Origin of the sequence: Thalassospira alkalitolerans (assembly GCF_002115745.1) — a bacterium.
Lineage (GTDB): Bacteria > Pseudomonadota > Alphaproteobacteria > Rhodospirillales > Thalassospiraceae > Thalassospira > Thalassospira alkalitolerans.
On the sequence record NZ_JFKB01000021.1, the window covers coordinates 34426 to 59538 of the forward strand.

The window sequence follows — 25113 nt, forward strand, 5'->3', positions numbered from 1 at the left end:
CCCTGTTGGCATCATTGCATGAACATACTGCGCAAACCGAAAATCACAAGCATCTCGGTCTGTGTGGTCTTTGTGGGCAACAAGCCATGGATCAAAAAGAATTTTCGCGGGTAAAGTATTCCGCAAGGATGGCATCACGCACCGCAAAGCCGGGTGGTATTGCCGGGCGATGGCTGTCATGTGTCAGTCTGGCAAAGGCAATCGTTCGGTCGCCGCGTTTTGCCCAGCCCACGAACCAGCCCCAAGGCTGGCCCTTGATCGGGCTGCCATCGGGGTTTTGCGATAACCCGGCACCCGTTTTACCAAAAACATGCCATCCATTTGTCTGCAGCCCGATATCAAAAAGTCCGATGGCCATTTCAGTCGCTTCGTCACTGACCGGCAGTTCGCGACGGATCATTCTGGAAATGAAATCGACTTGTTCGGCGGGTGAAATCTGAAGTGACGAGCTTAACCATGCCCGTGTCAGACCGTTTTGCTGTTCGGCATCCCCGGTTACATCCGCATTTCCGTAATCAAAGGATGTGACATAGTTGCGAAATTTTTCTTCTCCCAGTCTGATATTGATTTGTTGGGAGTACCAGACGACGGAATGCTTGATCCAGTTTTGCGGGTCGGTATCGTTACGCCAGACCTTGCGCCAGTCGGGATATCCTTCTTTGAATGACCAGACAGGATGGTGTGCATCCTTTAGGATACCGCTGTCAAAACCCATCAGGCTGATGGCGATTTTGAAGGTTGAGGCCGCGGTCGCACGTTTGGCGCAATCACCTTCCTGCACAAGGACCTCAGCGGTTTGAACGTCCGATATCAGGGTGCAAACCGTTGTGGTTTCTGCCTTGGCTACTGTGAAGGCAAGCATGATGAAAAGGCCTGAAAGCAGATAGGTAAATTTCACGGCATTGTCCTTTCACCATAGGGGAAAGCCGCAGGCTAGGCTTCAAAACTAAAAGTTCGTTTAATGCCGGGTGAAACCGATACAGGCTTTACCTGCAATGGGGATTGAGATTGCCAAAATATCAAAAACCGGGAATATGATCCGCGGTTGGTTTGCGCAACCATCCGGCAAATGATCAATCATCCATCATCCATATAACGTCCAAACAAGAGCCCCGCATGATCCCGTTCTTCGGCGAAGCCGCCGCCTTTACTGCTGCCTTTGCATGGGCAATGTCGAGCATGATTTTTTCCAATATCGGCGGAAAAGTTGGTGCGCAGACGGTTAATCGCGGGCGTTTAGCCTGTTCAATCACCTGTCTGACAATTCTGCATTGGGTCATCGAAGGGCAACCTTGGCCAAGTTCTGTCACTTGGGAACAGTTTGGCTGGTTGTCGTTATCCTCGGTCTTGGGGCTGGTCATCGGCGATGCCATGTTGTTTCAGGCGTTCGTCATGCTGGGCGCGCGGTTATCGATGCTTTTGATGTCGACGGTTCCGATCATGGGAACGGTTTTGGCGTGGTTCCTGTTTGACGAGGTTCTGAGCCTTCAGGAAATGTCAGGTATTGCGCTTGGTGTTGGGGGCATCTTGTTGGTAATCCTGATGAAAAAGGGGCGGCCGGTCGGGCTTGAGGGACGCAATTATGTCATTGGCATTCTGTTCGGTCTTGGCGGCGCCATCGGGCAGGTTGCCAATCTGATCACGGCGAAATACGCTCTGATTGGCGGTTATTCCGCGCTGTCGGCAACATGGATCAGAACCCTTGTCGCGGTTGTGGTGATGTGGGGGATTGCCATTGCCATGGGGCGTGCCCGGCGAACGATTGTCGCCTGCACGGCGCGCGATGTAGGCAAATGGCTTATGCTTGGCGCCTTTATTGGCCCGGCACTCGGTGTGTGGCTCTCTATGGTGGCAGTTCAAAATGCCAATGTCGGGATCGCATCGACCCTGATGGCGTTGCCGCCGGTTTTGTTGATTGTTTATGAAGGTTTGGTTTTGCGGCGCCCGGTTGGTCTTCAGGCCGTCATCGGTACGGCCATGGCCTTTGGTGGGGTGGCATTGCTGTTTTTGACATAGCGGCCTTTTGCCTGTCGGGCCAATGCGCTAGACTACCGCGATTGCCTTTGGGGCGGACGGACAGATGATCAAGACCTTATTCAGGATAATGCCATGAGCCGCGTAACCGTATCGATTGAAGACGATTTGATGGAGGCCTTCGATGCCTTTCTCGACACGCGTGGCTATACCAACCGGTCCGAAGGTTTTCGGGATCTGATCCGTGAAAAGCTTCAGAATACCAAACTTGACGAAGACACTGGCGGGGTTGGGATTGCGGTTCTGAATTATGTCTATGACCATGAAGAACGCATGCTGGCGTCGCGCCTGATGAGTGTGCAGCACGAACATCATGACCTGACGGTCTCAACCGTGCATTTTCATATCGATCACGATACCTGTCTTGAAAGCGTGACCCTGCGCGGCAAGCTTTCCGATATTCGCAAATTCGCCGATCAGGTTCTGGCCCAGCCCGGTGTGCGCCACGGTCAGTTATATTCCGTGCCCGGTGAATTGCGCGTCGAGACCCATCGTCATGGCGATGATGACCATGGGCATGCCCATCGGCACGAACATTTGAAAATCACGACCTAAACCAAATTATTTCAATGGTTTGATGATTGCACAGCCTTTTCTTTGCCGGAAAGGACAGGAATTCTTGTGTTTGGGAATGAGAACAAACTTGCAACATCCGTTTTCATGTGGCAGTGTTCGCATTATGTTCTCAATGCGTTTGCCGGAAAATGGTTGGCGTGATGTCAGTTATCCGGCGGGGCACCTAGCGGTGGCGTTCCGCATTTTGGACCGGGGAACCGCCTGCGTTGCATCCGACCCGGCCCTGTGGAATAAGAGAGTTCGAAAAATGATTCAGACCGCGCTGCATTTGGTGGATAAGGATACGATGGATAAGCAGAAAGCACTAGAAGCCGCCCTTGGGCAGATCGAACGCGCATTTGGCAAGGGTTCGATTATGAAGCTCGGCCAGCGCGATAGTGCGGTTGATATCTCAGCCATTTCAACCGGATCGCTCGGCCTTGATATCGGGATTGGTATTGGCGGTTTGCCGCGTGGCCGTATCGTCGAGATTTATGGCCCGGAAAGTTCCGGTAAAACGACCCTGGCGCTGCACACCATTGCCGAGGCCCAGAAACTGGGCGGCACCTGTGCCTTTGTCGATGCTGAACACGCACTTGATCCCGGGTATGCCCGTAAACTGGGCGTGAATACCGATGAACTTCTGATATCCCAGCCCGATGCCGGTGAACAGGCGCTTGAAATTGCCGATACACTGGTTCGTTCTGGTGCGATTGACGTTCTGGTGGTTGATTCGGTTGCTGCCCTTGTGCCGCGTGCCGAGCTTGAAGGCGAAATGGGCGACACCCATGTTGGCCTGCAGGCCCGTTTGATGAGCCAGGCTTTGCGCAAACTGACCAGTTCGGTTTCGCGGTCGAACTGCATGGTAATTTTCATCAACCAAATCCGCATGAAAATCGGTGTGATGTTCGGAAGTCCCGAAACCACATCTGGTGGTAATGCGCTTAAATTCTATGCCTCTGTGCGTCTTGATATCCGCCGCATCGGTCAGATTAAAGATCGTGATGAAGTTGTTGGCAACCAGACCCGCGTCAAGGTCGTCAAAAACAAGATGGCCCCGCCGTTCAAACAGGTTGAATTCGACATCATGTATGGCGAAGGCATTTCCAAGATGGGTGAAATCCTTGACCTTGGGGTTAAGGCAGGCATCGTTGAAAAATCAGGTTCGTGGTTCTCTTATAACTCGACCCGGATCGGTCAAGGCCGCGAGAATGCCAAGAATTTCCTGCGCGAAAATGTTGAAATGGCCACCGAGATCGAACACAGCATCCGCGAAAGTGCGGGGCTGATTTCCGAGGCGATGACGAAGATGAGCGACGATGGACCGTCAAATGACGATGCATAATTGCTGCTTGCGGTAAAACCGTATCGGCTAAACGATCAAGCGGGTCCCATTTGGGGCCCGCTTTTTTGTGTTTTGAGTCGGGAATTGCAAGTGCCCCAAAATGATCACGATTGCCAAAATTCCTTTGAAATACAAGGCGTGTCGGCTGCCTTAATCGTGTCGAATCAGATGTTTGTCTGATGGTGTATGGAACAAGCTTGGTGTTCTCCCGTTATACTGGTGTAATCAAAATGAAATTGTGTAAACAGGAGAAACCGAAATGTCTGATATTTTGAAAAAGCTTTTTGCTGTTGCCCTTATTTCGGGCATGGGCCTTGGTCTGGCTGCTTGTGAAACCGCTGAAGGTTTTGGCAAGGATATGGAAAATGCCGGTGAAGCCATTCAGGACGAAGCCGACGAGTAAGTTTAAACGGTATTTCTGCTTGTCGCGGGCACGGCGAGGCTGGTTTTCGCCACTGCCAAGCGGCCAAAACTGAAATTAAGGAGATAACACCATGTTGGGTTGGGCTGTATTTTGTCTCATTTTGGCGTTAGCCGCTGCTGTCCTTGGTTTTGGCGGCTTGGCGGGGACGTTTGTCGGGATCGCAAAGATCTTGTTCTTTGTCTTTATCGTGCTGTTTGTGATCTCGCTTTTGGTCAACGCATTGCGTGGCCGTCGTCCACCGGTTTGATTGGCAGACATATATAATACGAGCAAACGGAACGGGCGTGCTGCGGCGCGCCCGTTTTGCTGTTTGTGGTCCTGTCATGATCAAATAGACAAGGAAACAGTTGCCAGTACTATCGGGGCCGGACAAGATAGCATCTGATTTTCGCTGCTTTGTTGCAGCAGGTTACGGCACGCAAGCGGCGGGCTTTAATATCAACATGTCGTTAAAGGCAGAAGGACACCTGATAATGTCGACCCATGTAAAACGTATTCTGGCACTGGCCCTGATCGCGGGCTTTGGTCTTTCACTGGCAGCATGTGAAACCGCCGACGGTTTTGGCCGCGATGTTGAAAAACTTGGCAAGACGATCCAAAAAGGCGCTGACTGAACATCCGCCCCTTTGTGCGCCTTCGCGTGTGTTATCGGGCTAAAGGGATACTGACGTGATCACGTGCTATCTGAAATATGTCATCGACGCGCATAAAATCCCCGAGTTCGAGGATTATGCCCGGCGCTGGATCCCGATTGTTAACCGCATGGGCGGCACCCATCATGGGTATTTCCTGCCTCACGAAGGGACAAGCAACATCGCCTATGCGCTGTTCAGTTTTCCAAGTCTTGCGGCCTATGAAGATTACCGCAACCGTATGGCCGATGACCCCGATTGTGTCGCAACGCTGGACTTTGAAAAGCGTAATCGCAGCATCATCAGTTATGACCGGAGCTTCATGCGCCCGGTGCTGGACTAAGCCCTGAAAATAATGCGTGTCGGGATGAAAGCCGCCTTGTGACAAAGCGATATCAGGCCTCCGCATCACAGATCATTGAAACAAAAAACCTGTTGCTGGGCGCATCGCGGGGCGGTGATATTGATGGGCTTTATGCCTTTCTGGGTGACCGGCAGGCGATGCGATATACCCATGTTGATCCGTCATATGCGGCTTGTCGCAAGCGTATTTTGGTCCATGAATGGTTTCGTCGTCGGGATGGCTTTGTCCCATGGGTGATCCGACAGAAATCCGATCATCAGATTGTGGGATGGGGCGGTATTTATACCGATCCGTTTGATCCAGGATGGGGGCCGGAAATCGGTTATTATTTCCATCCCGATGTTTGGGGGCGTGGATTTGGCGGTGAATTGGTCACGACGGCACTTTGGCAGGCAGAACATCAATATGCGTTGCCCGAACTAACCGCCTTTGCCCATCCCGAGAATATTCCGTCACGCCGATTGCTTGAAAAATACGGGTTTGCGATGTGCGATTTCGTCAAAAGCATGAACAGATATCGCTTTAAACGCGTCTTTTAGGCATCGAACCCCGCAGCCCGACTGGACAGAGCAGGGCCGAGCCGCTAAATAGGGCAGTCGCATCGGTCGAAGGCCGATTGTGTTTGTTCCGCGTTTTCCGGGTTGGAGAGAGATGCAGACCGTTAACGATATTCGCACCACGTTTCTGGAATTCTTTGGCAAGAACGGCCACGAGGTCGTGTCTTCCAGCCCGCTGGTGCCACGCAATGATCCGACCTTGATGTTCACCAACGCAGGGATGGTGCAGTTCAAGAACGTTTTCACCGGCCAGGAGCACCGTGATTATTCACGTGCGACCACCTCGCAGAAATGCGTGCGTGCCGGGGGCAAGCATAACGATCTTGAAAATGTCGGGCATACCGCCCGCCACCACACCTTCTTTGAAATGCTTGGCAACTTTTCGTTTGGCGATTATTTCAAGGAAAATGCGATTGAATTCGCCTGGAACCTGATGACCAAGGAATACGGCCTGTCAGCCGACAAGCTGCTGGTGACCGTCTATCACACCGATGACGAGGCGCACGGTCTTTGGAAAAAGATCGCCGGTCTTTCCGATGATCGCATCATCCGTATCCCGACATCGGACAATTTCTGGTCGATGGGCGATACCGGTCCTTGTGGCCCATGTTCGGAAATCTTCTTTGATCATGGTGACAAAATCTGGGGCGGCCCCCCGGGCAGCAAAGACGAAGATGGCGACCGGTTCATTGAAATCTGGAACCTCGTCTTTATGCAGTACGAACAGATGGCCAGTGGCGAACGCGTTGATTTGCCAAAGCCGTCGATTGATACCGGCATGGGGCTTGAACGTGTTGCTGCTGTCTTGCAGGGCAAGCACGACAACTATGACATTGATCTGATGCGGGCGCTGATCGAAGCATCGGCCGATGCCACCAATACCGATCCGGATGGTCCGCATAATGTGTCGCACCGCGTGGTTGCCGATCATCTGCGATCAACCAGTTTCCTGATTGCGGATGGCGTTTTGCCGTCCAATGCCGGTCGCGGTAACGTGTTGCGCCGTATCATGCGCCGCGCGATGCGCCATTTGCACATGATCGGAAGCCAAGATCCGGTGATGTACAAACTGGTTCCTGCACTGGTTCGTAAAATGGGCGGTGCCTTTCCGGAATTGCTCCGCGCTCAGGCCTTGATCGAAGAAACACTGAAGCTTGAGGAACATGGCTTTAAAACCATGCTTGATCGCGGGCTTAAGATGCTTGACGACGCGACCGATGGTATGGACGAGGGCGCGACCCTTTCGGGTGACGTGGCGTTCAAACTTTATGATACCTATGGCTTCCCGCTTGATCTGACGCAGGATGCGCTTAAACCGCGCAAAATTGCGATTGATGAAGACGGCTTTACATCCGCGATGGAACAACAAAAAGCCAAGGCGCGTGCCGCTTGGTCCGGTTCGGGCGAAGCCGCCACCGAAGAAGTCTGGTTTGATATCAATGACCGCGACGGTGCGACCGAGTTCCTTGGCTATGAAACGGAAACCGCCGAAGGTGTGATCACCGCCCTGATCAAGGACGGTGCCGAAGCCAAAACCGCCTCCAAGGGCGACGAGGTGGCCATTGTTGCCAATCAGACCCCGTTCTTTGGCGAATCTGGTGGTCAGCAAGGCGATTCTGGCGTGATCAAAACCGAAAAGGGTGCCGTGATTAACATCACGGACACCCAAAAGAAACTCGGCGCGCTGCATGTTCATCTTGGCAAAATTGTCGAGGGCGAAGTTTCGGTTGGTGATGCGGCTGAATTTCGCGTTGATAATGTGCGCCGTTCCGCACTTCGTGCCAACCATTCGGCAACCCATCTTTTGCATGCGGTGATGCGCAAGCACCTGGGCGATCACGTCACCCAAAAGGGCTCGTTGGTGGCCAAGGATCGCCTGCGCTTTGACGTATCGCATCCCAAGCCCGTAACGGCCGAAGAAGCCGCTGTGATCGAGGCTGATGTCAACCGTTTGATCCGCGAAAATAGCGAAGTCAGTACCCGTTTGATGACCCCGGACGAAGCGATTGAACTGGGCGCAATGGCGTTGTTTGGCGAAAAATACGGTAATGAAGTCCGTGTTGTATCGATGGGCCTGCCAGAGGCCAAAGAACATGCCTATTCGCTGGAACTTTGCGGTGGTACCCATGTCAAACGTACCGGCGATATCGGCATGTTCAAGATCGTGTCCGAAGGCGCTGTTTCAAGCGGTGTACGCCGTATCGAAGCCCTGACCGGGCCGGATGCCGCCAATTATATGGCTGGCCGTGATCGTGTGCTGCAAACTATTGCGGCGGATCTGAAAGCAGCCCCCGAAGACGTTCCGGCACGTGTCAAATCGTTGCAGGAAGAACGTCGCAAGCTTGAACGCGAAGTTTCCGACCTGCGCAAGAAGCTGGCAACGGCGGGTTCGGGCGGAACGTCGGGCGCGGATGCGTTTAAGGAAGTCAATGGCACCAAGCTTGCCCTGCGTGTTCTGGACGGTATTCCGGCCAAAGAACTTAAAGGCATGGTTGACGAACTTCGCAATCAGATGGGATCGGGCGTTGTCGCCCTGATTTCGACCGATGGTGGCAAGGCATCCATCGTGGTTGGCTTGACCCAGGATATTGCGGGTAAATTCAGCGCGGTTGATCTGGTCCGTGTCGGCGTTGAAAAACTCGGCGGCAAGGGTGGCGGTGGTCGCCCGGATATGGCACAGGGCGGTGGCCCTGATGCCGATCAGGCCGATGCGGCACTTGCCGCGATCGAGGCAACTTTTGCGGGCTGATCCATTGGACATGGAATTTTAAAAAGGGGACCTTCGGGTCTCCTTTTGTTTTGGTGTGGAGGCCAATATGCATGCTTGCGCATAGGCGGATCTGGTTTTGGTTTGATTAATTGCCAGTCAAGGTTCAAGCCCCGCCCCACACGGTGTTCGGGGGCGGTATTACTCTGGCAGAACCCACAAAAGGTAACCTGACGATATTGCTGTTTTGCCATGTAAAACCGACATGGTCGTTGCTATTGCGAGGGGGGCGTATTGCCTTGGCAACGCAGGATACGGTTAATGGCGGTTTCAACCGCGTTACGGTCGGCTTTTTCGGGAATGTCGCGGTTTGCCGCCCGCAGGATCATACGTGCATGATCGCGTAACATGATGCGTTGATGGTCGGTTTTTGCCAGTTTCAGAAGGCTTTCAATGATTTCGGCCATCGGCAACAGCACATCGGGCTTGGCACTTGCCGATTGGCGGATTTGATCAAATGCTGCGCCAAGCATACCGGTGAAATCCGATAACAAGGCCTGAATGCGGATGGTGTCATCACCGTCACGCCAAATACCAACCGGATAGCGAAATGCCATGGCGTGGGGCAGGGTCCGGCCCAACCGATAGATCACGGCAATGGCCGTAAATGGATCATTGACGCCCGGCGATAATGCCCGCAAGGCAAGCTCGACCAATTGTCGCAGGGCGAATTCAATATCAAGCATGGCGGTGCGGTAATTGCCGATCAGGATATGGTCGCCAATCTTGGATTGGCAGGTCGCTGGGGCTGTCTGGGGTGTTTCAGCAGTTGATGTCGTGGAAATCTGACCGATAATTTCACCTTTGATCACGTGTTGTCCGGCGCGCACCATCAATGACACACAGATATCTTGCATCTGCGCAACGTCACGCAGTTTTTCGTAATCAATTCCCTGCACATACCCCGAATGGTTCGCGTAAAGGGCTTCCTGATCCGGAATGTCCAATGTGTCAGGTAAGGTGATCTGCGCCTTTTCCGCCGCCCTTATTGGATCATTCAAGGTGTTGCTGGCCGATGCGATTGTTTTTTCAAGGTTGTTTCCAACCCGCTGGATGACTTCATCTGCGACGATGGATCGCCCCAGATGATGAACAAACAGGATCAGGACGAAAACACAGACCACAAACAGCGCAATGCCAGCTGTTGTTACAACTTGCAGGGCCGGGGCGATTTCCGACGCATCCCCCATCAACATCAGGGATGTGATCAAAAACAGGATACTGCCGACAAATATCCCAAGCGCATTTTGGGTTTTACTGTCGCCCATGAAATTTCGGATCATGCGCGGGCCAAGCGACCCGGCCGCCAATGTCAGGACCACCATGGTGATGGACAGCGCAAAAGTCGTCACCGTGACAAGGGTTGCCAATAAGGTACCCAGCAGGTCACGTACGGTCGCTAACTGATCAAAACGGGGCCAAAATACCGGCAGAATGCTATTTGCAGCCTCATTGGGAATTTGGATCAGCAATACGGCAAGCACCGCCCCGCCTGCGGCAAAAAGCAACGGTGACAGCCACAGACTATAGGCCAGAAATTCCCATATGCGGATAAAACGCTGAAACATATTGGTTGTGGCCTTTTGTGGGTAACGATTGCTGGTCTTGGCTTATATGACGGGGCGCGGTACGTGATCTCATGATGGAAACGTGTTTCGTGCTTAACAGTTCCGGCCGGGATTGATTAATTCGGTCATCTTTTCCCCAAAAAATGGCGTCTTGACTGTCGCATAGAAAGTCAGGGATGGCACCCATGCATGAAAGGTGATTGCTCTTTTCTAAATAATGAACCAAATTCGATTTTTCGTCATTAAATAAAGAAAGCAGGGATATGCCCCCGCAAAGTCCCCCGGAAAAACAGCCGGATTTCCGGCCCGTTAAACAACGGATAAACCGCATCGAAAAGCGCCAAAAGCGCGAGGAGATGATCCTTGAACGCGCAGGTGAATTGATTGCGGAATATGGCTTTTTCGAATTGAAAATGTCTGATTTGGCGCGGGAATGTGAGATTTCGGTCGGCACGCTTTATGTTCATTTCGCCAGTAAGGAAGATTTGTTGCTGGGTCTGGCGATTATGGCAGGGCAAAAACGTGCTGTGTTTTTCGATCATGCGCGCGCCCACGATGGCAGTGCGATGGAAAAATTCATTGTCGCCAGCCTGCTTGATATCCGGTTCTCCATCGAGCATCCGCAATTGTTTGAGGCAGAATATCTGGCCCTTGCCCCATCGATCTGGAAACGCGCGACACCATCGCATCATCAAAGCCAACTGGCCGGGATCGGACGGATTACCGAAATGTTCCAAAGCTTTTTGTCCGATGCTGCGGCCGAACTTGGTATTTCCTACCAAGAAATCGCCCGAACGCGGAACCTGAATCTTGGCAGTTGGGGGCTTTCATTTGGCATGAATGCGCTGGTGCTGTCGGAAATTACCGATCGCCATTACGGTGCCGAACTGCGCGGGAATGCGATTGATATTTTCTGTGACAGTCTGGCTGATTTGCTTTTTGGGGCCGGGTGGCATGTGGATAATGCCCGTCAGATCGTGCACGACCTTGCCCAACGCTATGCAGATCATCAGCCATAAATTCCGGTTTTTAAACTCGTCATAATCGCCAGCCAAAACGCCCTACGGAGTTCACACCCGATGTCCCAGGAAACCAAAACCATGTCGGCGGTCTTTTTGACCGTGCTGTTCGGTTTTGCCGGTTTCAGTCTGCCCTATCCGGTGTTCAGCCCGATGTTCCTGAAACCCGAATTGGGGTTTCTGGATCCGTCGGTGCCGACCGAGTACCGCACGATGTTGCTTGGCGTTGCCATGGCGCTTTATCCCATCGGGCAGTTTATCGGGGCGCCCTGGCTGGGCCGGGTGTCGGATCGGATCGGGCGTCGTCCGGTTTTGATGGCGTCGCTTTTTGGTGCAGCCAGCGGGTATCTGGTCACGGCATGGGGTGTCGCCACGGCAAACCTTCCGCTGGTTCTGGCCGGGCGATTTGTGTCGGGCCTGTGCGAGGGCAATATGGCGATTGCCCAATCCATTGCATCCGATATCAGCCGCCCGGAAACCAAGGTGCGCAATTTTGGCCTGATCACAGTGGCGATCAATGTGGGGTGGATCATTGGTCCGCTGATGGGGGGCTTTTTCTCGGACCCGACCATTCACCCATCCTTTAACGTATCCTGGCCATTCTTTTTTGCCGCAGGCATGTATGGCTTTAACTTGCTGGTGGTTTTTGTGGTCTTGCGCATTCCCGAATATGCGCGTCGACGGGGGACGGAAAAGGGCATGACAGCACCTGTGACCCGCACGGTCTGGGCAACGATCAAGGACCCGGAATTATTGCCCGGTTACGTGATTTCGTTTTTCAGTTACATCGCGGTTTATATCTTCTTTGCCTTTTTCGGTGTCTATCTGGTGCAAAATTACGACGTCACCAGCAGTTTCCTTGGCATGTGTTCGGCCATCATTTCGATCCCGCTGATCCTGGCCGGACTGACGGTGGATCGGGCGCAAAAGATTTGCGGTTTGATCGGTGTCGGGGCGCTTGGGCATTTGTTTCTGGGGATCGGCCTTGTTACTTTCCTGATCCCGGATGGATTGGTTTGGATTTTCGTGCCGATGTGTCTGGCGGCATTTGGCATTGCCTGGTGCGAGGTCACAACCAGCCTGTTTATTTCGAACGCGGCGGGAAAACATGAACAGGGGCAGGCGCTTGGCGTGTATCGCTCCGCCCATGTTCTGGCCGAGGCGGTGGCAGTTTTGATCGGTGGGGTTTTGGCCGGTATTGCAAGCTATGCGCCATTTTTCCTTGGCTTCATTGCGGCCATGCTGTGCGTGATTGGCATCTTGGGATGGTTACGCGTGCGTCAGGCTTCAGCCGGTTTTGATGACCGCAAGGCAGCAGAGGTTTCAGCAGAGGTTTAAGCAGACGTTCCCACGGCATAAAACCACAGGAACGTCTGGCATAACTGACTGGGTCAGATATCAATCGGTGCAAGGGCCGCACGCGCAATCAATGCCGGGGCTTTTTTGCTGTCTTTGCGGTCCTTGCCCGGCAGTTTGGCCAATTCGTCGGCCAAGGCGCGGGTTTCATCAATCCCGTCCAGATCAGCACAAATTTCCATCACCCGGTCCCAGATCGCCTTGTCATCCATATCCCCCATCAGGGTCAGGGTGATCGCCCGGTTAAGGGCGGCCTCGGCATTGTCGGGGGCCTGGCTCAGGATTAGTTCGAACGCTTCAAACGCTGCGATCAGATGGCCTTCGCGCAGATTGATTACCCCAATATCGTTTGATGCAATTAACGATGATGGGTTAATCCGCAAAAGTTGTTCGATGGCGCGGCGTTCACTTTCGATGTCGTCATTCGCACGATGCGTACGTGCGATCAGGCGGTGGATAATTGCGCTGCCCGGGTTGTGATGGGACGCATTTTGAAATGCGCTAAGCGCATAGTCGGGCTGACCAAGTTCCAGCAAGGCCTGTCCGCGCAGCACCAGTAAATCCGGATCGGTTGGGTGATTGCGCAGGATAATATCGACATGGTTCAACGCAGAACGGGCATCGCCATATTCAAGCAAGGCGCGTGCAATGTGATGCAGGCATTCTTCGTGACCGGCATCAGATTGCAGCACCGTGCGATATTCATTCAGTGCTTCGGTCAGTGATCCTTTTTCATGAAGGGCACGGGCCAGCCCGAACCGGGCCTTGGCGTTATCTTCATCTTCGCCCAAAGCCTGACGTAACATATTGATTGCGGCGTCGTATTGGCGCCTCTTAAGCGCGGCAAGACCCATATCCGCAAAGGACATCGTGGTCATGCAAAGTCTCCTGATGTGGTGGTCATTTCACGTCCAAATTTTTGGTTCTATCGAATGGCGATGGGATTATAGGCCGTGGGCCATTCATTACCACCCCTGATCCATACCTGTGAATGACTGCTATCACAGGGGAAGGTTACACAAAAAAGCCCCCGTGAATTTCCGGGGGCTTTGATATGATTCTGGGCAACATGTTCTAGTCAAGGAAGGTTGTTGCGATCAGGTCTTCGTTTTCCTTGGACCATGCAATCACGGTTTCAAGGTTTTCTTTCCAAAGCGCGGTACCGAACGGTTTGCCGTAATCTTCAACAGATGCAGGCGTATAACCCGGCAACATTTCATCGCCGGTTTGGCGATAGTTAAAGCCATATTGCGCGATCAGAAGTTTGTTACGCCGCGCAACCCGATAGCTTGTGAACAGCATCGAGCTTGGTTTTTTAATATCATGTAAGTCGAAATAGACTTCCGCTTGTAATATCTCGGGACTGGCCTGTGATGAGACATTCAAGTTCCAGTCTTCAATGAAAAAGCACTTCTGGTTGCCGAGTTCCTGATTAGAACTTTTATGGTGATAGATCGTGTCACTATCCGGATCACAATAGGACGAGGAATAAAACGCATATCCCATGCCGGTTTCCAGTGCGGTCATATACATGATCAGACCATCAAGGTGTTTATCGTTGCCGATGCGGGCCAATACGACATGGCCGAACGCCTGATAGCTGTTGTTGCGCGTAATATTCTTCCCGACAACGGTCCAATTGCCCGGTGGTAACAGAATATCCCCCTGCGGCGCACTGGCAACACCGGTCAAAACGGTGCCAACTGGCATTTCTTCTTCAAATTTGCTTGTGGCTGTCACGCATCCTGCGAGCAGCATCAGGGCGGCCATTGCGACCAGTTTCTTAATCATCGAGTTCCCCTTTTCAAATGTCCCCTTAATGTTCTAGGGCGTTGTTTCGAAAGGGGGAACTATCCATAGTGGGGGTAGCTTATGCAATGGGGTGGGGCGACATCTTCCTGCCGCCCCGATTAATCCGTTACGGGCGATGGATCATTTTGATTTCCATGAAATCTTCAAGCCCGAAAAGCCCGCCTTCACGACCATTGCCAGATTGCTTGTATCCGCCAAACGGGCTGCCCGGGCGTGGGAAGGCACCATTGATGCGGATCATGCCGGCGCGCAGTTTTGATGCAACACGTTCGGCCTTGGCATCATCTTGGGTCTGGATATAGGCCGCAAGGCCGTATGGCGTATCATTGGCCATCGCGATGGCGTCTTCCTCGGTCTCGAACGGGATCATGCAGATCACCGGGCCAAAGATTTCCTCGCGCGCGATGCGCATATCCGGGCTGACATCGGCAAAGATTGTCGGTTTGGTGAAATATCCTTCGTTGATGCCATCGGGCTTGCCCGTGCCGCCAACCAAAAGGGTCGCGCCTTCGTCGATCCCGGCTTTAATCAGGCTTTGCACCCGGTCAAACTGGATATGGCTGACCAGTGGGCCGATATGATCGCCTTCAAGTGTCGGATCACCGACGCGCGCAGTATCACCAACCTGTTTGGCCATCGCAACTGCATCGCCATAGATCGACTTTTGAACCAGCATGCGAGTTGGTGCATCACAGGTTTGGCCGGAATTGTTAAACACATCAAGGACGCTATAGGTGATCCGATCTTTGATATCGACATCATCGAAAACGATATTGGGCGATTTCCCGCCAAGTTCCAGCGTGACGCGTTTGACGTTTTCGGCCGCATCACGAGTGATTGCCTTGCCTGCGCGTGTTGATCCGGTAAACGACATCATGGCAATGTCGGGATGTTTGGACATGGCCGATCCTGCCACCGGCCCGGCCCCGTTTACAAGGTTGAATGTGCCGGCCGGAAACCCTGCCTCGTCAATCATTTCGGCGTAAAGTATTGCATTAAGCGGGGTGAATTCGCTGGGTTTCAACACACAGGTGCACCCGGTTGCCAATGCCGGAATGACTTTAAGCACGATCTGGTTGATCGGCCAGTTCCATGGCGTGATCAGGCCACAAACCCCGATGGGCTCGCGCAACAGGGTTTCACCGTTATAAAGCGTATCCCGGGTCTTTAACTTCTTAAGCGCAGTGATAAAATCTTCAAGATGGCTGACACCGACATCGGCCTGTTGTTCGCGTGACATGGTGATCGGTGCGCCAAGTTCGGCTGTGATGGTGGCGGCGATTTCGTCATAGCGGCGCTTATAGATCAGCAGAAGTTTTTCCAGCAGGGCAAGACGGTCATCAAGGCTGGTTTGGCTATAGGTTTCAAAGGCGCGCTTGGCGGCGGCAACGGCACGGTTGATATCATCTTCATTGCCCAGCGCGATTTTCGCAATCACGCCTTCGGTGGCCGGGTTGATGACTTCCATGCGTTCCGATGAAAGCGGCGTGACCCATTGGCCGTCGATATAGAATTTGGTGGCGTCTTGCATGATGATTGCGTCCTTTCTCGGGCCTCAGGCCTTGTCTTTTAGCCAGTTTTCAATGATTTCGCGGTGCCTTTTGGCGCCGTAGCTTGGAAAATGTCCGCCATGTACGATGCGCACCGGCAAGTCATAAAGTCGTTTCATTGATGACAGGTAATCTGCGGCATTGGCGTGATAGGTGTCTTCGATCAAGGGACCGTCATAAACGATATCACCAGAAAACAGGATGCCGGTTTTGGCTTCCCAAAGGGCGATGCCGCCCGGCGAATGACCCGGTGTATGGATGACTTCAAACACCCGGTCGCCAAGATCAATCACATCACCATCGTCAACGATCCGTGTTGCCGCTGCCCCTTTGACCGAATAGCAACTTGCACAATAGGGTTCAGGCGGCAGGCGGTTAAAGATATCATCGGTAACATAGGGATCGGCCAGTGTGTTTTTGCGGCTCGGATGGGCCAGAATTTCGGCTTCTTCGCGGTGGCACAGGCGATGATCAAATTCGTGATGGCAACCGATGTGATCGAAATGGGTATGGCTGGCAACGGCCTGAACCGATTTCTCGGTGACAAGAGGCACCCATTCCGTCAGAGACACAACCCCCATGCCGCTATCGACCAGCATGTCGCAATCACGCCCCCGCACATGCCAGATATTGCAGCGGTAAAATTCTTCGATAAACGGTTCTGAAATCGCGGTGATATCGTCATCAAGACGTTTGACGCGATACCAGTCCTGAGCTTTGGCGCGTTCCATATCTTATCCCTGTGTTGCCGGATCAGCGGGCGTTTGCGGATGACCGGGCAGGGCAATGATAGATGCCAGATCAATGGAAAGTTCAACCATGGTGCCCGGTTCAATATTGGCCGATTGCGGCATATGGGCGGTGATGACCATATCTGGTGCTGCAATCGGGGCCAGATGGGCACGATAATGCGTTCCGAAAAACGCCCCGTCTGCAATCTTTGCCGATCCCAGTGTCATGCGTTCCGCCCCGGTGCTGACCCCGCGAAAATGTTCGGGGCGGATGGCAAGGGTCATGGGGCCCTGATCGGGCAGGGCATCATTGGCAAGTATCGTTTCAGGCAGGCTAATCGAGCCCAGCATGCTGTCAATTTCTGCCATGCCGTTGTCGCGTCCTTTCAGAGTGGCGGGGATAAAATTGACCTCGCCCATGAAACTGGCGGCAAACAGGGTTTTGGGCCGCATATAGATATCTTCAGGCCGCCCGACATCTTCGATCTTTCCGGCATTCATCACCACGATCCGATCCGCAATTGCCATGGCTTCTTCCTGATCGTGGGTAACATGAACAAATGTGGTGCCCACTCGTTTTTGGATGGCTTTAAGTTCGTCCTGCATCTGGCGGCGCAGTTTAAGGTCAAGCGCGCCAAGCGGTTCATCAAGCAATAAAACATCGGGTTCAACGGCCAATGCACGGGCAAGGGCAACACGCTGGCGCTGGCCGCCTGAAAGTTCGTGCGGCTTTTTCAGCGCAGATGCCTTAAGCCCGACCATGTCAAGAAGTTCGCAGGCCTTGGCATGGCGTTCGGTCTTGCCAATTTTGCGCATCTTCAGGCCAAAGGCGACATTGTCGCGCAATGTCATATGCGGGAACAGGGCGTAATCTTGAAACATTGTCGTGGTTGGGCGTTTGGACGGCGAAACATCGCCCATATCCCGGCCATTGATCGCAATGGTGCCACGGGTCGGTGACAGAAACCCGCCCAAAAGCGACAGCAATGTCGTTTTGCCGCAGCCTGATGGCCCCAGAAGAACGATAAACTCGCCCGCCTCGATTTCCAGACTGACATCATTAAGGGCCGTAAACTCGCCAAAGGTTTTTGTCGCATTGCGGATGGAAACAGGTGCGGTCATTTCTTGGCCGTCCTTCTGAAAACAAGCAGTTCAAGAACAAGCAGCAGCGCAATCGAAAACAAGAAAACAACGCTGCCAATCGCATTGGTTTTGGGATTAAGCCCGGATCGAAGGAGGCTCCAGATTTCCACCGGAAGCGTCACGTCAAAGCGCGACAGCAAAAATGCGATGATGAATTCATCCCAGCTAAACGTGACCGATAGGAAAAATGCCGCAAGGATTGATGGCATCAGCATCGGGGCCGTGACCTGTGTCATCACCTGCCATTCCTTGGCGCCAAGGTCACGCGCGGCCCGTTCGATGTTTTTCTGATGGTCCCCCATCGAGGCATAGATAATCGCAAAGCATAACGGCAGATTGATCACCACATGGCCGATGCCGACCGTCCAAAGTGACAGTGAAATTCCGATCCAGTTAAACGTCGATAATAGGCCAAGGGCGATGATCAGATAGCTGACCGTCATCGGCGCAATCAGGATGCCACGCTGCAACCGCGATGCTGGCAGGACAAACCGCGCCAATCCATATGCCGCGCAAAATCCCAGAACGCAGGCTACGAGTGACGATCCAATCGCAACCATCAACGAATTGCCAAGGGCCGCCATCAGGCGGTTATCGGCAAAAACCTCGCCATACCATTTAAGGGTCGCGCCGTTAAAGGGTGGTACGGGCAGGCGACCATCCTGAAATGAAAACAGCACCAGAACAATGACCGGCAGAAAGATAAAGCCATAAAGCGCGATCAGATAGGCCCAGGAAATAACCTTGGAAAACCGTGATGAAATCATGTCACGTCCTTTCCATCTTAAGCCAGCGTGCACAGGCGATATAGGCTAGGGTTACGGCTCCCATCAGCACAATCGACAGGGTGGCGGCCATCGGGAAATCGGCCCGGCGTCCCAGTTGCAGCATGATGATCTGTGGCAGGGCCAATTCGTTATTGCCGCCAAGGATTTGCGGGGTGATATAATCCCCGATGCATAGCACAAAGGTCAAAAACGCCCCGACCATGATGCCGGGCAATGTCAGCGGCAAGACAATATGCCAAAATACCTGAAAACCATTGGCACCAAGATCAGCCGCTGCACGACGATAATTTGGCGGCATCTGAACCAGATTGGCATAGATCGTAAGGGTTAAAAGCATCACAAAGAAATGCACAAACCCGATGATTGTTGCGGATCGGGTACTTGCCATTTCAAGCGGTTCGGCAATGACACCGATCCAGATCAGCGTATTGTTGATCACCCCGTTTTTCGCCAGCACCAGCAACCAGGAATAGGACCGCACGACATAGCTGGTCCAGAATGGCAAAACCGCAAGGATAAGTGCCATGCGTTGCCATTTCTGCGGTACCCGTTCGGCAATAATCCATGCCAGTGGATAGGCCAGAAGAATTGATATGATCGTGACGGTAAAGGTGATCTCAAGCGAGACAAAAAGCCCCTTAAGCAAGTGGGCCTTTTCGAAAAAGGTGATGTAATTGTCAAAGTTCCACGCCATGACGATCTCGCGCCCTGTGCGGGTCGCAAGGCTGATCGCGGTCATGACAATAAACGGGATCACGAAAAAGCAGATCGTCCATAACAGGGCCGGGGTGACAAATCCCCATGCCTTGCGGTTTTCCTGATCTTCAAGACTGGCAGCAGCCATCGCACTATCCTTTGGCGCCTGCATTCATACGCGGGGGCATTGACGCGGTGGTGATCACAAAGCTTAGCGCAAAGCGGGGCAAGGCAAAGTATTCCGGCTTGCAAAAGCTGTGGGGTGTCGGACGGATTATTGTTGCAGCATCTCGACCCAGGCATCTTGCATCTGGGCATCCAGATTTTCATCCGGGATCGGATAAAGCTGCGAGTTTTTAAGATAACCCGCCTGATCGTTCCAGCGAAGGGCGGCTTTTTGCGCATCATTAAGGTGTTCACCCGCTTTGGCATTGGCGGGCATCCCCCAATAACAAGACGATGTTGCAAGCTTCGACTGGCCTTCCGGGCTTAGGATATATTGCACGAATTTAAGTGCCAGATCGGGCTTGGCGCTGTCTTTCATCACACCAATCGACTGTGCCCAGCGAAGCGCCCCCTGTTTGGGGATAATCCAGTCAAGGTTCGGTTTGTCTTCGGAAAGTACCGCCGTAATCCATTCGCCGCCGCCAACCAGAATATCAACCTCGCCGGTGGCAAGGGCGGTTTGCGATGACACGACTTCACCAACCTGTTTGGCAACTTTTTTCATCGCAAACAGTTTTTCCTTAATCGCGGGCATATCATCCGTGCCCAAATCGGCGGTATCAATGCCAAGGCCCAGCCCGACCAAGCCGATCACCGGCAGGTAATAGTCATAAACCGCAATGCGCCCTGTATATTTATCCGACCAGATCACCGACATGTCTTCCATGTCCTTGGGATCGACTTTGGTCTTGTCGAACGAAATCGTGTTGTAGCCAAACTTTTCGGTCACGGCATAGGTTTTGCCATCAACCACGTTGTTTTCTGCCATCACAACTTCGGGAAAGATATCGGAAGTCGGCAGGGCATCGGCCGGAATTTCGGCCAGCAATCCCATGTCGACCGCGCGGTGCACATCAACACCGTCAATCACAAATACATCCCAGTCGCCGGGGCGTGATTGTTCGATAATCGAAAGACCCGCCCCCGTGCCTTCGTATTCTTTCAGATTGACTTTGACGTCGTATTTTTCTTCGAACGGCGCCAGCAAGGCCGGGTCGGTATGGTCGCACCAGACAAGTGCGTTCAGTTCTTCGGTGGCCTGTGCCGGGTTGGGCTGCGTTGCGACGGCAACGGCACCAACAATAATGGTTGCGGCACCGGTCAGTAACTTTTTCCGGGTAATTCCCGTGGAAACGTGACGAAACATTCGGCTCTCCCTGAATACATGTTGAGGCCTCCCTTATGGGTCTTGGTGGCACTCATGACGGCGCCTTGAGAAAAATATTGAATGGGTTCATTTTTTGAGTCAATGTAAATTTTGAACCCGTTCAGTTTTCGGAGGCCCAATGACCGGTTTGCGCGCCCAAAAAAAAGCGGATAAGAACCGCCGCATTCTTGCGGCCGCGACCAGTTTGTTTCGCGATGTCGGTTACGACAGTGCCCGGATCGAAGACATTGCCGATATGGCCGGTGTATCGGTCGGGACCTTCTATAACTATTATAAAAACAAGGGTGACATGCTGATGGCGACCGTCTCGATGGAGGTCGAGGAGGTGCTGACATCTGGTGCAACCCTCATCGCCCATAATCATCTTGATGTTGGCCGGGCATTCGCCGATTTGATCGGCAAATATTATGATCACTCGCTGACTTATCTTTCCAAGGAAATGTGGCGAACGGCGATGTCGCTTTCAATTGCTCAGCCCGATTCCCCGTTTTCAAAGCGCTATACTGCCCTTGATCATCGCCTGTCCAAACAGGTCTGTGATCTGGTGCGAAACCTTCAAACACGCGGGATTGTTCGCAAGGATGTTGATTGCGATGCGGTGGGGGAAATGGTGTTTAACAACGTCAATATGATGTTTATCGAGTTCGTAAAGGACGAAGAATTGGACATTGCGGGGCTAAAAAGTGCCGTTGCCCGCCAAAATGCGCCCTTGGCATCCTTGATTACGGTCTAATACCAATCACCCCTTGCCCCGGACGGTTCCTGCCCTTAACTTGACGTAAACGTCAACCTCTATTGCAGGGCAAAATGAAATTTCAGGGTACGGAAAATTACATCGCGACCGAGGATTTGATGGTGGCCGTAAATGCCGCAATCACCTTGCAAAGGCCGCTTTTGGTTAAGGGTGAACCCGGTACCGGCAAGACGGTTCTGGCCGAAGAAATTGCAAAATCACTTGGCAAGAAACTGATCACCTGGTCGATTAAATCCACCACCCGCGCCCAGCAGGGTCTTTATGAATATGACGCGGTTTCGCGTTTGCGCGATAGCCAGCTTGGTGACGCGCGCGTGCATGACATTGCCAATTACATCGTCAAGGGCAAGATGTGGGAAGCGTTCGAGGATGAAAGCGCCCCGGTCTTGCTGATCGACGAGATCGACAAGGCCGATATCGAATTCCCCAATGACCTGCTTCAAGAACTCGACCGGATGGAATTCTTTGTTTACGAAACGCAGCAAACCGTCAAGGCGGTCAACCGTCCGATTGTGATCATCACCTCGAATAATGAAAAAGAACTGCCTGATGCGTTCTTGCGCCGCTGTTTCTTCCATTACATCCGCTTCCCGGATGCGGAAACCATGGCGGCAATCGTCGATGTTCATTTCCCCGATATCCAGAAACGTCTGGTGAGCGAGGCCCTGAACCTGTTCTACGACATCCGCGACGTCGGTGGATTGAAGAAAAAGCCATCAACCTCGGAACTTCTCGATTGGCTTAAGCTTTTGATGGCCGAAGACCTTTCGCCCGAAATCCTGCGCGCCAAGGATGCCAAAACCGCCGTGCCGCCCCTACATGGGGCGTTGCTTAAAAACGAACAGGATGTGCATCTGTTTGAACGGCTTGCCTTTATGGCCCGGCGCGAAGGGCGTTAAACCATCATGTTCACCGGCTTTTTCTATAAGCTGAAAGACGCCCGTGTTCCGGTCAGTTTGCGCGAATATCTGACCTTGATCGAGGCGGTGGAAAAGGGTCTGGCCGGTTACGCGGTCGAGGATTTCTATTACCTTGCCCGGGCGGCACTGGTGAAGGATGAGCGCAACCTTGATAAGTTTGATCGGGTCTTTTCCGAACATTTCAAGGGCGTGGTTGATCTGGCCGAGGGCATGGATGAAGTTGCCAAGGCCGATATCCCCGAAGAATGGCTCGCCAAGCTTGCCGAAAAATTCCTGACCGACGCCGAAAAGGCCGAGATCGAGGCCCTTGGCGGTTGGGAAAAGCTGATGGAAACCCTAAAGCAGCGGCTTGAGGACCAAAAAGGCCGTCATCAGGGCGGTAATAAATGGATCGGCACCGCCGGAACATCGCCGTTTGGGGCCTATGGCTATAACCCCGAAGGGGTGCGGATCGGACAGGATAAATCGCGTCATCGCCGCGCGGTCAAGGTGTGGGACAAGCGCGAGTTTAAGAACCTTGATGACAGTGTCGAAATTGGCACGCGCAATATTAAGGTTGCCCTGCGTCGCCTGCGTAAATGGGCCCGCACCGGGGCGGCAGACGAGCTTGATTTGCCGGGCACCATCACATCAACCGCACGCCAGGGCTGGCTTGATGTGCAGATGCGCCCCGAACGGCATAATGCGGTCAAGGTCTTGATGCTGTTCGATATTGGTGGGTCGATGGATGACCATATCAAAGTCTGCGAAGAACTGTTTTCCGCGATCAAAACCGAGTTCAAGCATCTTGAATATTACTATTTCCACAATTGCCCCTATGAAGGATTGTGGAAGGATAACGCGCGTCGGCGCAGCGATCAGGTTTCGACCTGGGATGTGATCAATACCTATGGCGCGGATTACAAACTGGTGATTGTCGGCGATGCCACCATGAGCCCCTATGAAATCACCTATCCCGGTGGGGCGGTTGAACATTGGAATGCCGAGGCCGGGGCGGTTTGGATGCAACGCTTGCTGGATCATTTCCCGCACGCTGCCTGGATCAACCCACAGGTGGAAAACTGGTGGCAATATCACGGCTCCATCCAGATCATGCATAAACTGATGGAAGGCCGGATGTATCCGTTAACCCTTGACGGGCTGGATCGTATGACAGGCGAACTTAACCGTTAGGTGTTGAGTGCCTGAGGCATTGAGCCGGTTCCCTTGATTCTGACCATTAAAGAAACGAACTCGTCAAGATTGATCGGTTTGCCTAAATGTTCATTCATGCCAGCAGCAAGGCATTCTTCCCGATCAGCATGTGAAGCATTTGCCGTCATTGCAATAATCGGCAGTTCTATTTTTGTTTTGAACGTTCTGATTTCGCGGGTTGCCTCCAGGCCGTCCATCACGGGCATTTGGACATCCATTATGACAAAGTCGTAAGTGCAATCAGGTGCCAGTGCTTTTTCGACCCCGTCGGCACCATTCAGGGCCAAGTCAACGATTGCTCCTTCGCTTTGCAATAAGCCTTTGGCAACTTCTCTGTTTAGGGTGTTGTCTTCGACCACAAGAATGCGCAAACCTTCAAGACGTAAAGGTTGTGGATTTGGGGGTATAGTGTCGTGCGTGTCACGTTGATTTGGACTGCCTTCAAGTGCGGCATGAAGTTGTTTGGAAATGAAAGGTTTCTGAATGTTCCTCAACCGTAATTTTTCATCAATCTGCCGAAGTTTGCTTTTGCCCCGGGAAAGTGAAACGACCTGTGCGTTTGTTGCATTTGTCAAAGACAGGAATTTCACGAGATCACGGGCGTTATCATCGGATAATTGATGTTCATCAACGACGAATGACATCGACGTCGAGTTTTCAATGCTGCGATTGTGCATTGCAGCTTTCAATATGGCCAAAGAAGTTATTGTCGTCACATCATATTTCAATAATTCCAAGGATCGCTGATAAATTGGTGCGGCATAATCCATCGAGGACAAGAGATAAACGCTTTCCCCAGAATGTATCTTTTCGGTGAGATCGGGCTCTTGGTTTGCAGAGGGTGGAAGGTCGAAATCAAGTTCGAATGAAAAGATGCTGCCTTTTCCTATTTGGCTTTTAACTTCTACCGTTCCGCCAAGTGCGGACAGGATGCTTTGACTAATGACCAAGCCCAAACCTGTGCCACCAAATCGGCGGGTGGTCGATGCCTCTGCCTGTGTAAAGCCGGTGAACAGGCGTGATAATTGTTCATCGGAAATGCCGATTCCGGTGTCTTCAATTGCAAAGCGAAGTCTTGCGGGTGCCGTTTGTGTGCGTTTCACGGGGTAAACCGAAATGCAGACATATCCGTTTTGGGTAAACTTCAACGCATTTCCGGCAATGTTGATTAAGACCTGTTGAAGTTTGAGACTGTCACTTATCAATCTTTCGGGAAGGTCCGGCGAGATATCAAAAACAAGGTCAGTTTCATTGTTCTGATCGTAGCCATAAAGAATATTTCCGAGATCCTCAAGCAACTGAGATAACTCAAAGTCGTGAAAGTCCAGTTCCATCTTCCCGGCTTCGATTTTCGAGTAATCGAGTATGTCATTCAGTATTCTGAGCAGTGATTTCGCAGAGCCTTGTGCCTTGGCAAGAAAATCGCTTTGGGTTGCCGTAAGGTTGGTTTGCTGTGTCAGTTGCAACATTCCGAGGATGGCATTCATCGGGGTGCGAATTTCATGGCTCAT

25 protein-coding genes are annotated in these 25113 nt (G+C 52.5%); 14 read left to right on the plus strand and 11 right to left on the minus strand.

Annotated elements, in window-relative coordinates:
• Positions 1 to 91: 91 nt before the first annotated feature.
• Positions 92 to 898, minus strand: coding sequence for a class D beta-lactamase (blaOXA, locus tag TALK_RS19620; protein WP_139833891.1), 807 nt, complete (start codon positions 896 to 898; stop codon positions 92 to 94).
• 218 nt (positions 899 to 1116) lie between these two features.
• On the opposite strand from blaOXA, the gene TALK_RS19625 reads away from it, so the two are divergent.
• The 9 genes from TALK_RS19625 to alaS all read left to right on the plus strand — a co-directional run bounded on the left by TALK_RS19625 (position 1117) and on the right by alaS (position 8660).
• Entirely contained in the window at positions 1117 to 2016 is a 900-nt protein-coding gene (locus tag TALK_RS19625; RefSeq protein ID WP_085620859.1) for a DMT family transporter, read from the plus strand.
• Between the two features lie 93 nt (positions 2017 to 2109).
• Entirely contained in the window at positions 2110 to 2589 is a 480-nt protein-coding gene (gene nikR, locus TALK_RS19630; protein ID WP_085620860.1) for a nickel-responsive transcriptional regulator NikR, read from the plus strand.
• A gap of 268 nt (positions 2590 to 2857) precedes the next feature.
• Positions 2858 to 3934, plus strand: a complete 1077-nt coding sequence (recA, locus tag TALK_RS19635) for a recombinase RecA (protein WP_085620883.1) — start codon at positions 2858 to 2860, stop codon at positions 3932 to 3934.
• Positions 3935 to 4193: 259 nt separating this feature from the next.
• Entirely contained in the window at positions 4194 to 4337 is a 144-nt protein-coding gene (locus TALK_RS19640; protein ID WP_085620861.1) for an entericidin A/B family lipoprotein, read from the plus strand.
• A gap of 91 nt (positions 4338 to 4428) precedes the next feature.
• Positions 4429 to 4605, plus strand: coding sequence for a DUF1328 domain-containing protein (locus TALK_RS19645; RefSeq protein WP_085620862.1), 177 nt, complete (start codon positions 4429 to 4431; stop codon positions 4603 to 4605).
• Between the two features lie 226 nt (positions 4606 to 4831).
• Positions 4832 to 4972 carry an entericidin gene (locus tag TALK_RS19650; protein ID WP_085620863.1) on the plus strand — a complete coding sequence of 47 codons (141 nt, stop codon included), beginning with the start codon at positions 4832 to 4834 and terminating at the stop codon, positions 4970 to 4972.
• 55 nt (positions 4973 to 5027) lie between these two features.
• Positions 5028 to 5333, plus strand: a complete 306-nt coding sequence (locus TALK_RS19655) for an NIPSNAP family protein (RefSeq protein ID WP_085620864.1) — start codon at positions 5028 to 5030, stop codon at positions 5331 to 5333.
• Positions 5334 to 5371: 38 nt separating this feature from the next.
• Positions 5372 to 5893 (plus strand): GNAT family N-acetyltransferase, encoded by a 522-nt coding sequence (locus tag TALK_RS19660; RefSeq protein ID WP_211274854.1) that lies wholly within the window; start codon positions 5372 to 5374, stop codon positions 5891 to 5893.
• 112 nt (positions 5894 to 6005) lie between these two features.
• On the plus strand, positions 6006 to 8660 hold the full coding sequence (gene alaS / locus TALK_RS19665; RefSeq protein WP_085620865.1) for an alanine--tRNA ligase: 2655 nt from the start codon (positions 6006 to 6008) through the stop codon (positions 8658 to 8660).
• 233 nt (positions 8661 to 8893) lie between these two features.
• Here alaS and TALK_RS19670 read toward each other — a convergent pair whose 3' ends face one another.
• Positions 8894 to 10246, minus strand: coding sequence for a DUF2254 domain-containing protein (locus TALK_RS19670; protein WP_085620866.1), 1353 nt, complete (start codon positions 10244 to 10246; stop codon positions 8894 to 8896).
• A gap of 263 nt (positions 10247 to 10509) precedes the next feature.
• Here TALK_RS19670 and TALK_RS19675 point away from each other — a divergent pair, with 263 nt between their 5' ends.
• A complete protein-coding gene (locus TALK_RS19675) occupies positions 10510 to 11265 on the plus strand; it encodes a TetR/AcrR family transcriptional regulator (RefSeq protein WP_085620867.1) in 756 nt (251 codons plus the stop codon).
• A gap of 60 nt (positions 11266 to 11325) precedes the next feature.
• Positions 11326 to 12603: an MFS transporter gene (locus TALK_RS19680; RefSeq protein ID WP_085620868.1), complete on the plus strand. Its 1278-nt coding sequence runs from the start codon at positions 11326 to 11328 to the stop codon at positions 12601 to 12603.
• A gap of 53 nt (positions 12604 to 12656) precedes the next feature.
• On the opposite strand, the gene TALK_RS19685 is transcribed toward TALK_RS19680, so the two are convergent.
• The 8 genes from TALK_RS19685 to TALK_RS19720 all read right to left on the minus strand — a co-directional run bounded on the left by TALK_RS19685 (position 12657) and on the right by TALK_RS19720 (position 20713).
• A complete protein-coding gene (locus TALK_RS19685) occupies positions 12657 to 13499 on the minus strand; it encodes a tetratricopeptide repeat protein (RefSeq protein ID WP_085620869.1) in 843 nt (280 codons plus the stop codon).
• A 196-nt stretch (positions 13500 to 13695) separates the two neighbouring features.
• Positions 13696 to 14412 carry a hypothetical protein gene (locus tag TALK_RS19690; RefSeq protein ID WP_085620870.1) on the minus strand — a complete coding sequence of 239 codons (717 nt, stop codon included), beginning with the start codon at positions 14410 to 14412 and terminating at the stop codon, positions 13696 to 13698.
• 127 nt (positions 14413 to 14539) lie between these two features.
• Complete coding sequence (locus TALK_RS19695) at positions 14540 to 15964, minus strand: aldehyde dehydrogenase family protein (protein ID WP_085620871.1); 1425 nt, start codon at positions 15962 to 15964, stop codon at positions 14540 to 14542.
• Positions 15965 to 15988: 24 nt separating this feature from the next.
• The gene (locus tag TALK_RS19700; protein WP_085620872.1) at positions 15989 to 16714 is read right to left on the minus strand and encodes an MBL fold metallo-hydrolase; all 726 of its coding nucleotides are present in this window, start codon (positions 16712 to 16714) and stop codon (positions 15989 to 15991) included.
• Between the two features lie 3 nt (positions 16715 to 16717).
• Positions 16718 to 17836, minus strand: coding sequence for an ABC transporter ATP-binding protein (locus TALK_RS22445; protein WP_085620873.1), 1119 nt, complete (start codon positions 17834 to 17836; stop codon positions 16718 to 16720).
• On the minus strand, positions 17833 to 18624 hold the full coding sequence (locus TALK_RS19710; RefSeq protein ID WP_085620874.1) for an ABC transporter permease: 792 nt from the start codon (positions 18622 to 18624) through the stop codon (positions 17833 to 17835). Before TALK_RS19710 ends, TALK_RS22445 begins: the two co-directional genes overlap by 4 nt.
• Position 18625: 1 nt before the next feature.
• Entirely contained in the window at positions 18626 to 19489 is an 864-nt protein-coding gene (locus TALK_RS19715) for an ABC transporter permease (RefSeq protein WP_085620875.1), read from the minus strand.
• Between the two features lie 126 nt (positions 19490 to 19615).
• Positions 19616 to 20713, minus strand: a complete 1098-nt coding sequence (locus TALK_RS19720; RefSeq protein WP_085620876.1) for an ABC transporter substrate-binding protein — start codon at positions 20711 to 20713, stop codon at positions 19616 to 19618.
• Between the two features lie 139 nt (positions 20714 to 20852).
• On the opposite strand from TALK_RS19720, the gene TALK_RS19725 reads away from it, so the two are divergent.
• The 3 genes from TALK_RS19725 (at position 20853) to TALK_RS19735 (ending at position 23581) form a co-directional block, all read left to right on the plus strand.
• On the plus strand, positions 20853 to 21467 hold the full coding sequence (locus TALK_RS19725) for a TetR/AcrR family transcriptional regulator (protein ID WP_085620877.1): 615 nt from the start codon (positions 20853 to 20855) through the stop codon (positions 21465 to 21467).
• A gap of 74 nt (positions 21468 to 21541) precedes the next feature.
• Positions 21542 to 22387, plus strand: a complete 846-nt coding sequence (locus TALK_RS19730) for an AAA family ATPase (protein ID WP_085620878.1) — start codon at positions 21542 to 21544, stop codon at positions 22385 to 22387.
• Between the two features lie 6 nt (positions 22388 to 22393).
• The gene (locus TALK_RS19735) at positions 22394 to 23581 is read left to right on the plus strand and encodes a vWA domain-containing protein (protein ID WP_085620879.1); all 1188 of its coding nucleotides are present in this window, start codon (positions 22394 to 22396) and stop codon (positions 23579 to 23581) included.
• Here TALK_RS19735 and TALK_RS19740 read toward each other — a convergent pair.
• Positions 23578 to 25113: ATP-binding protein (locus tag TALK_RS19740; RefSeq protein ID WP_085620880.1), on the minus strand; the 1536-nt coding region annotated here is incomplete at its 5' end. The two genes, TALK_RS19735 and TALK_RS19740, sit on opposite strands and share 4 nt — an antisense overlap.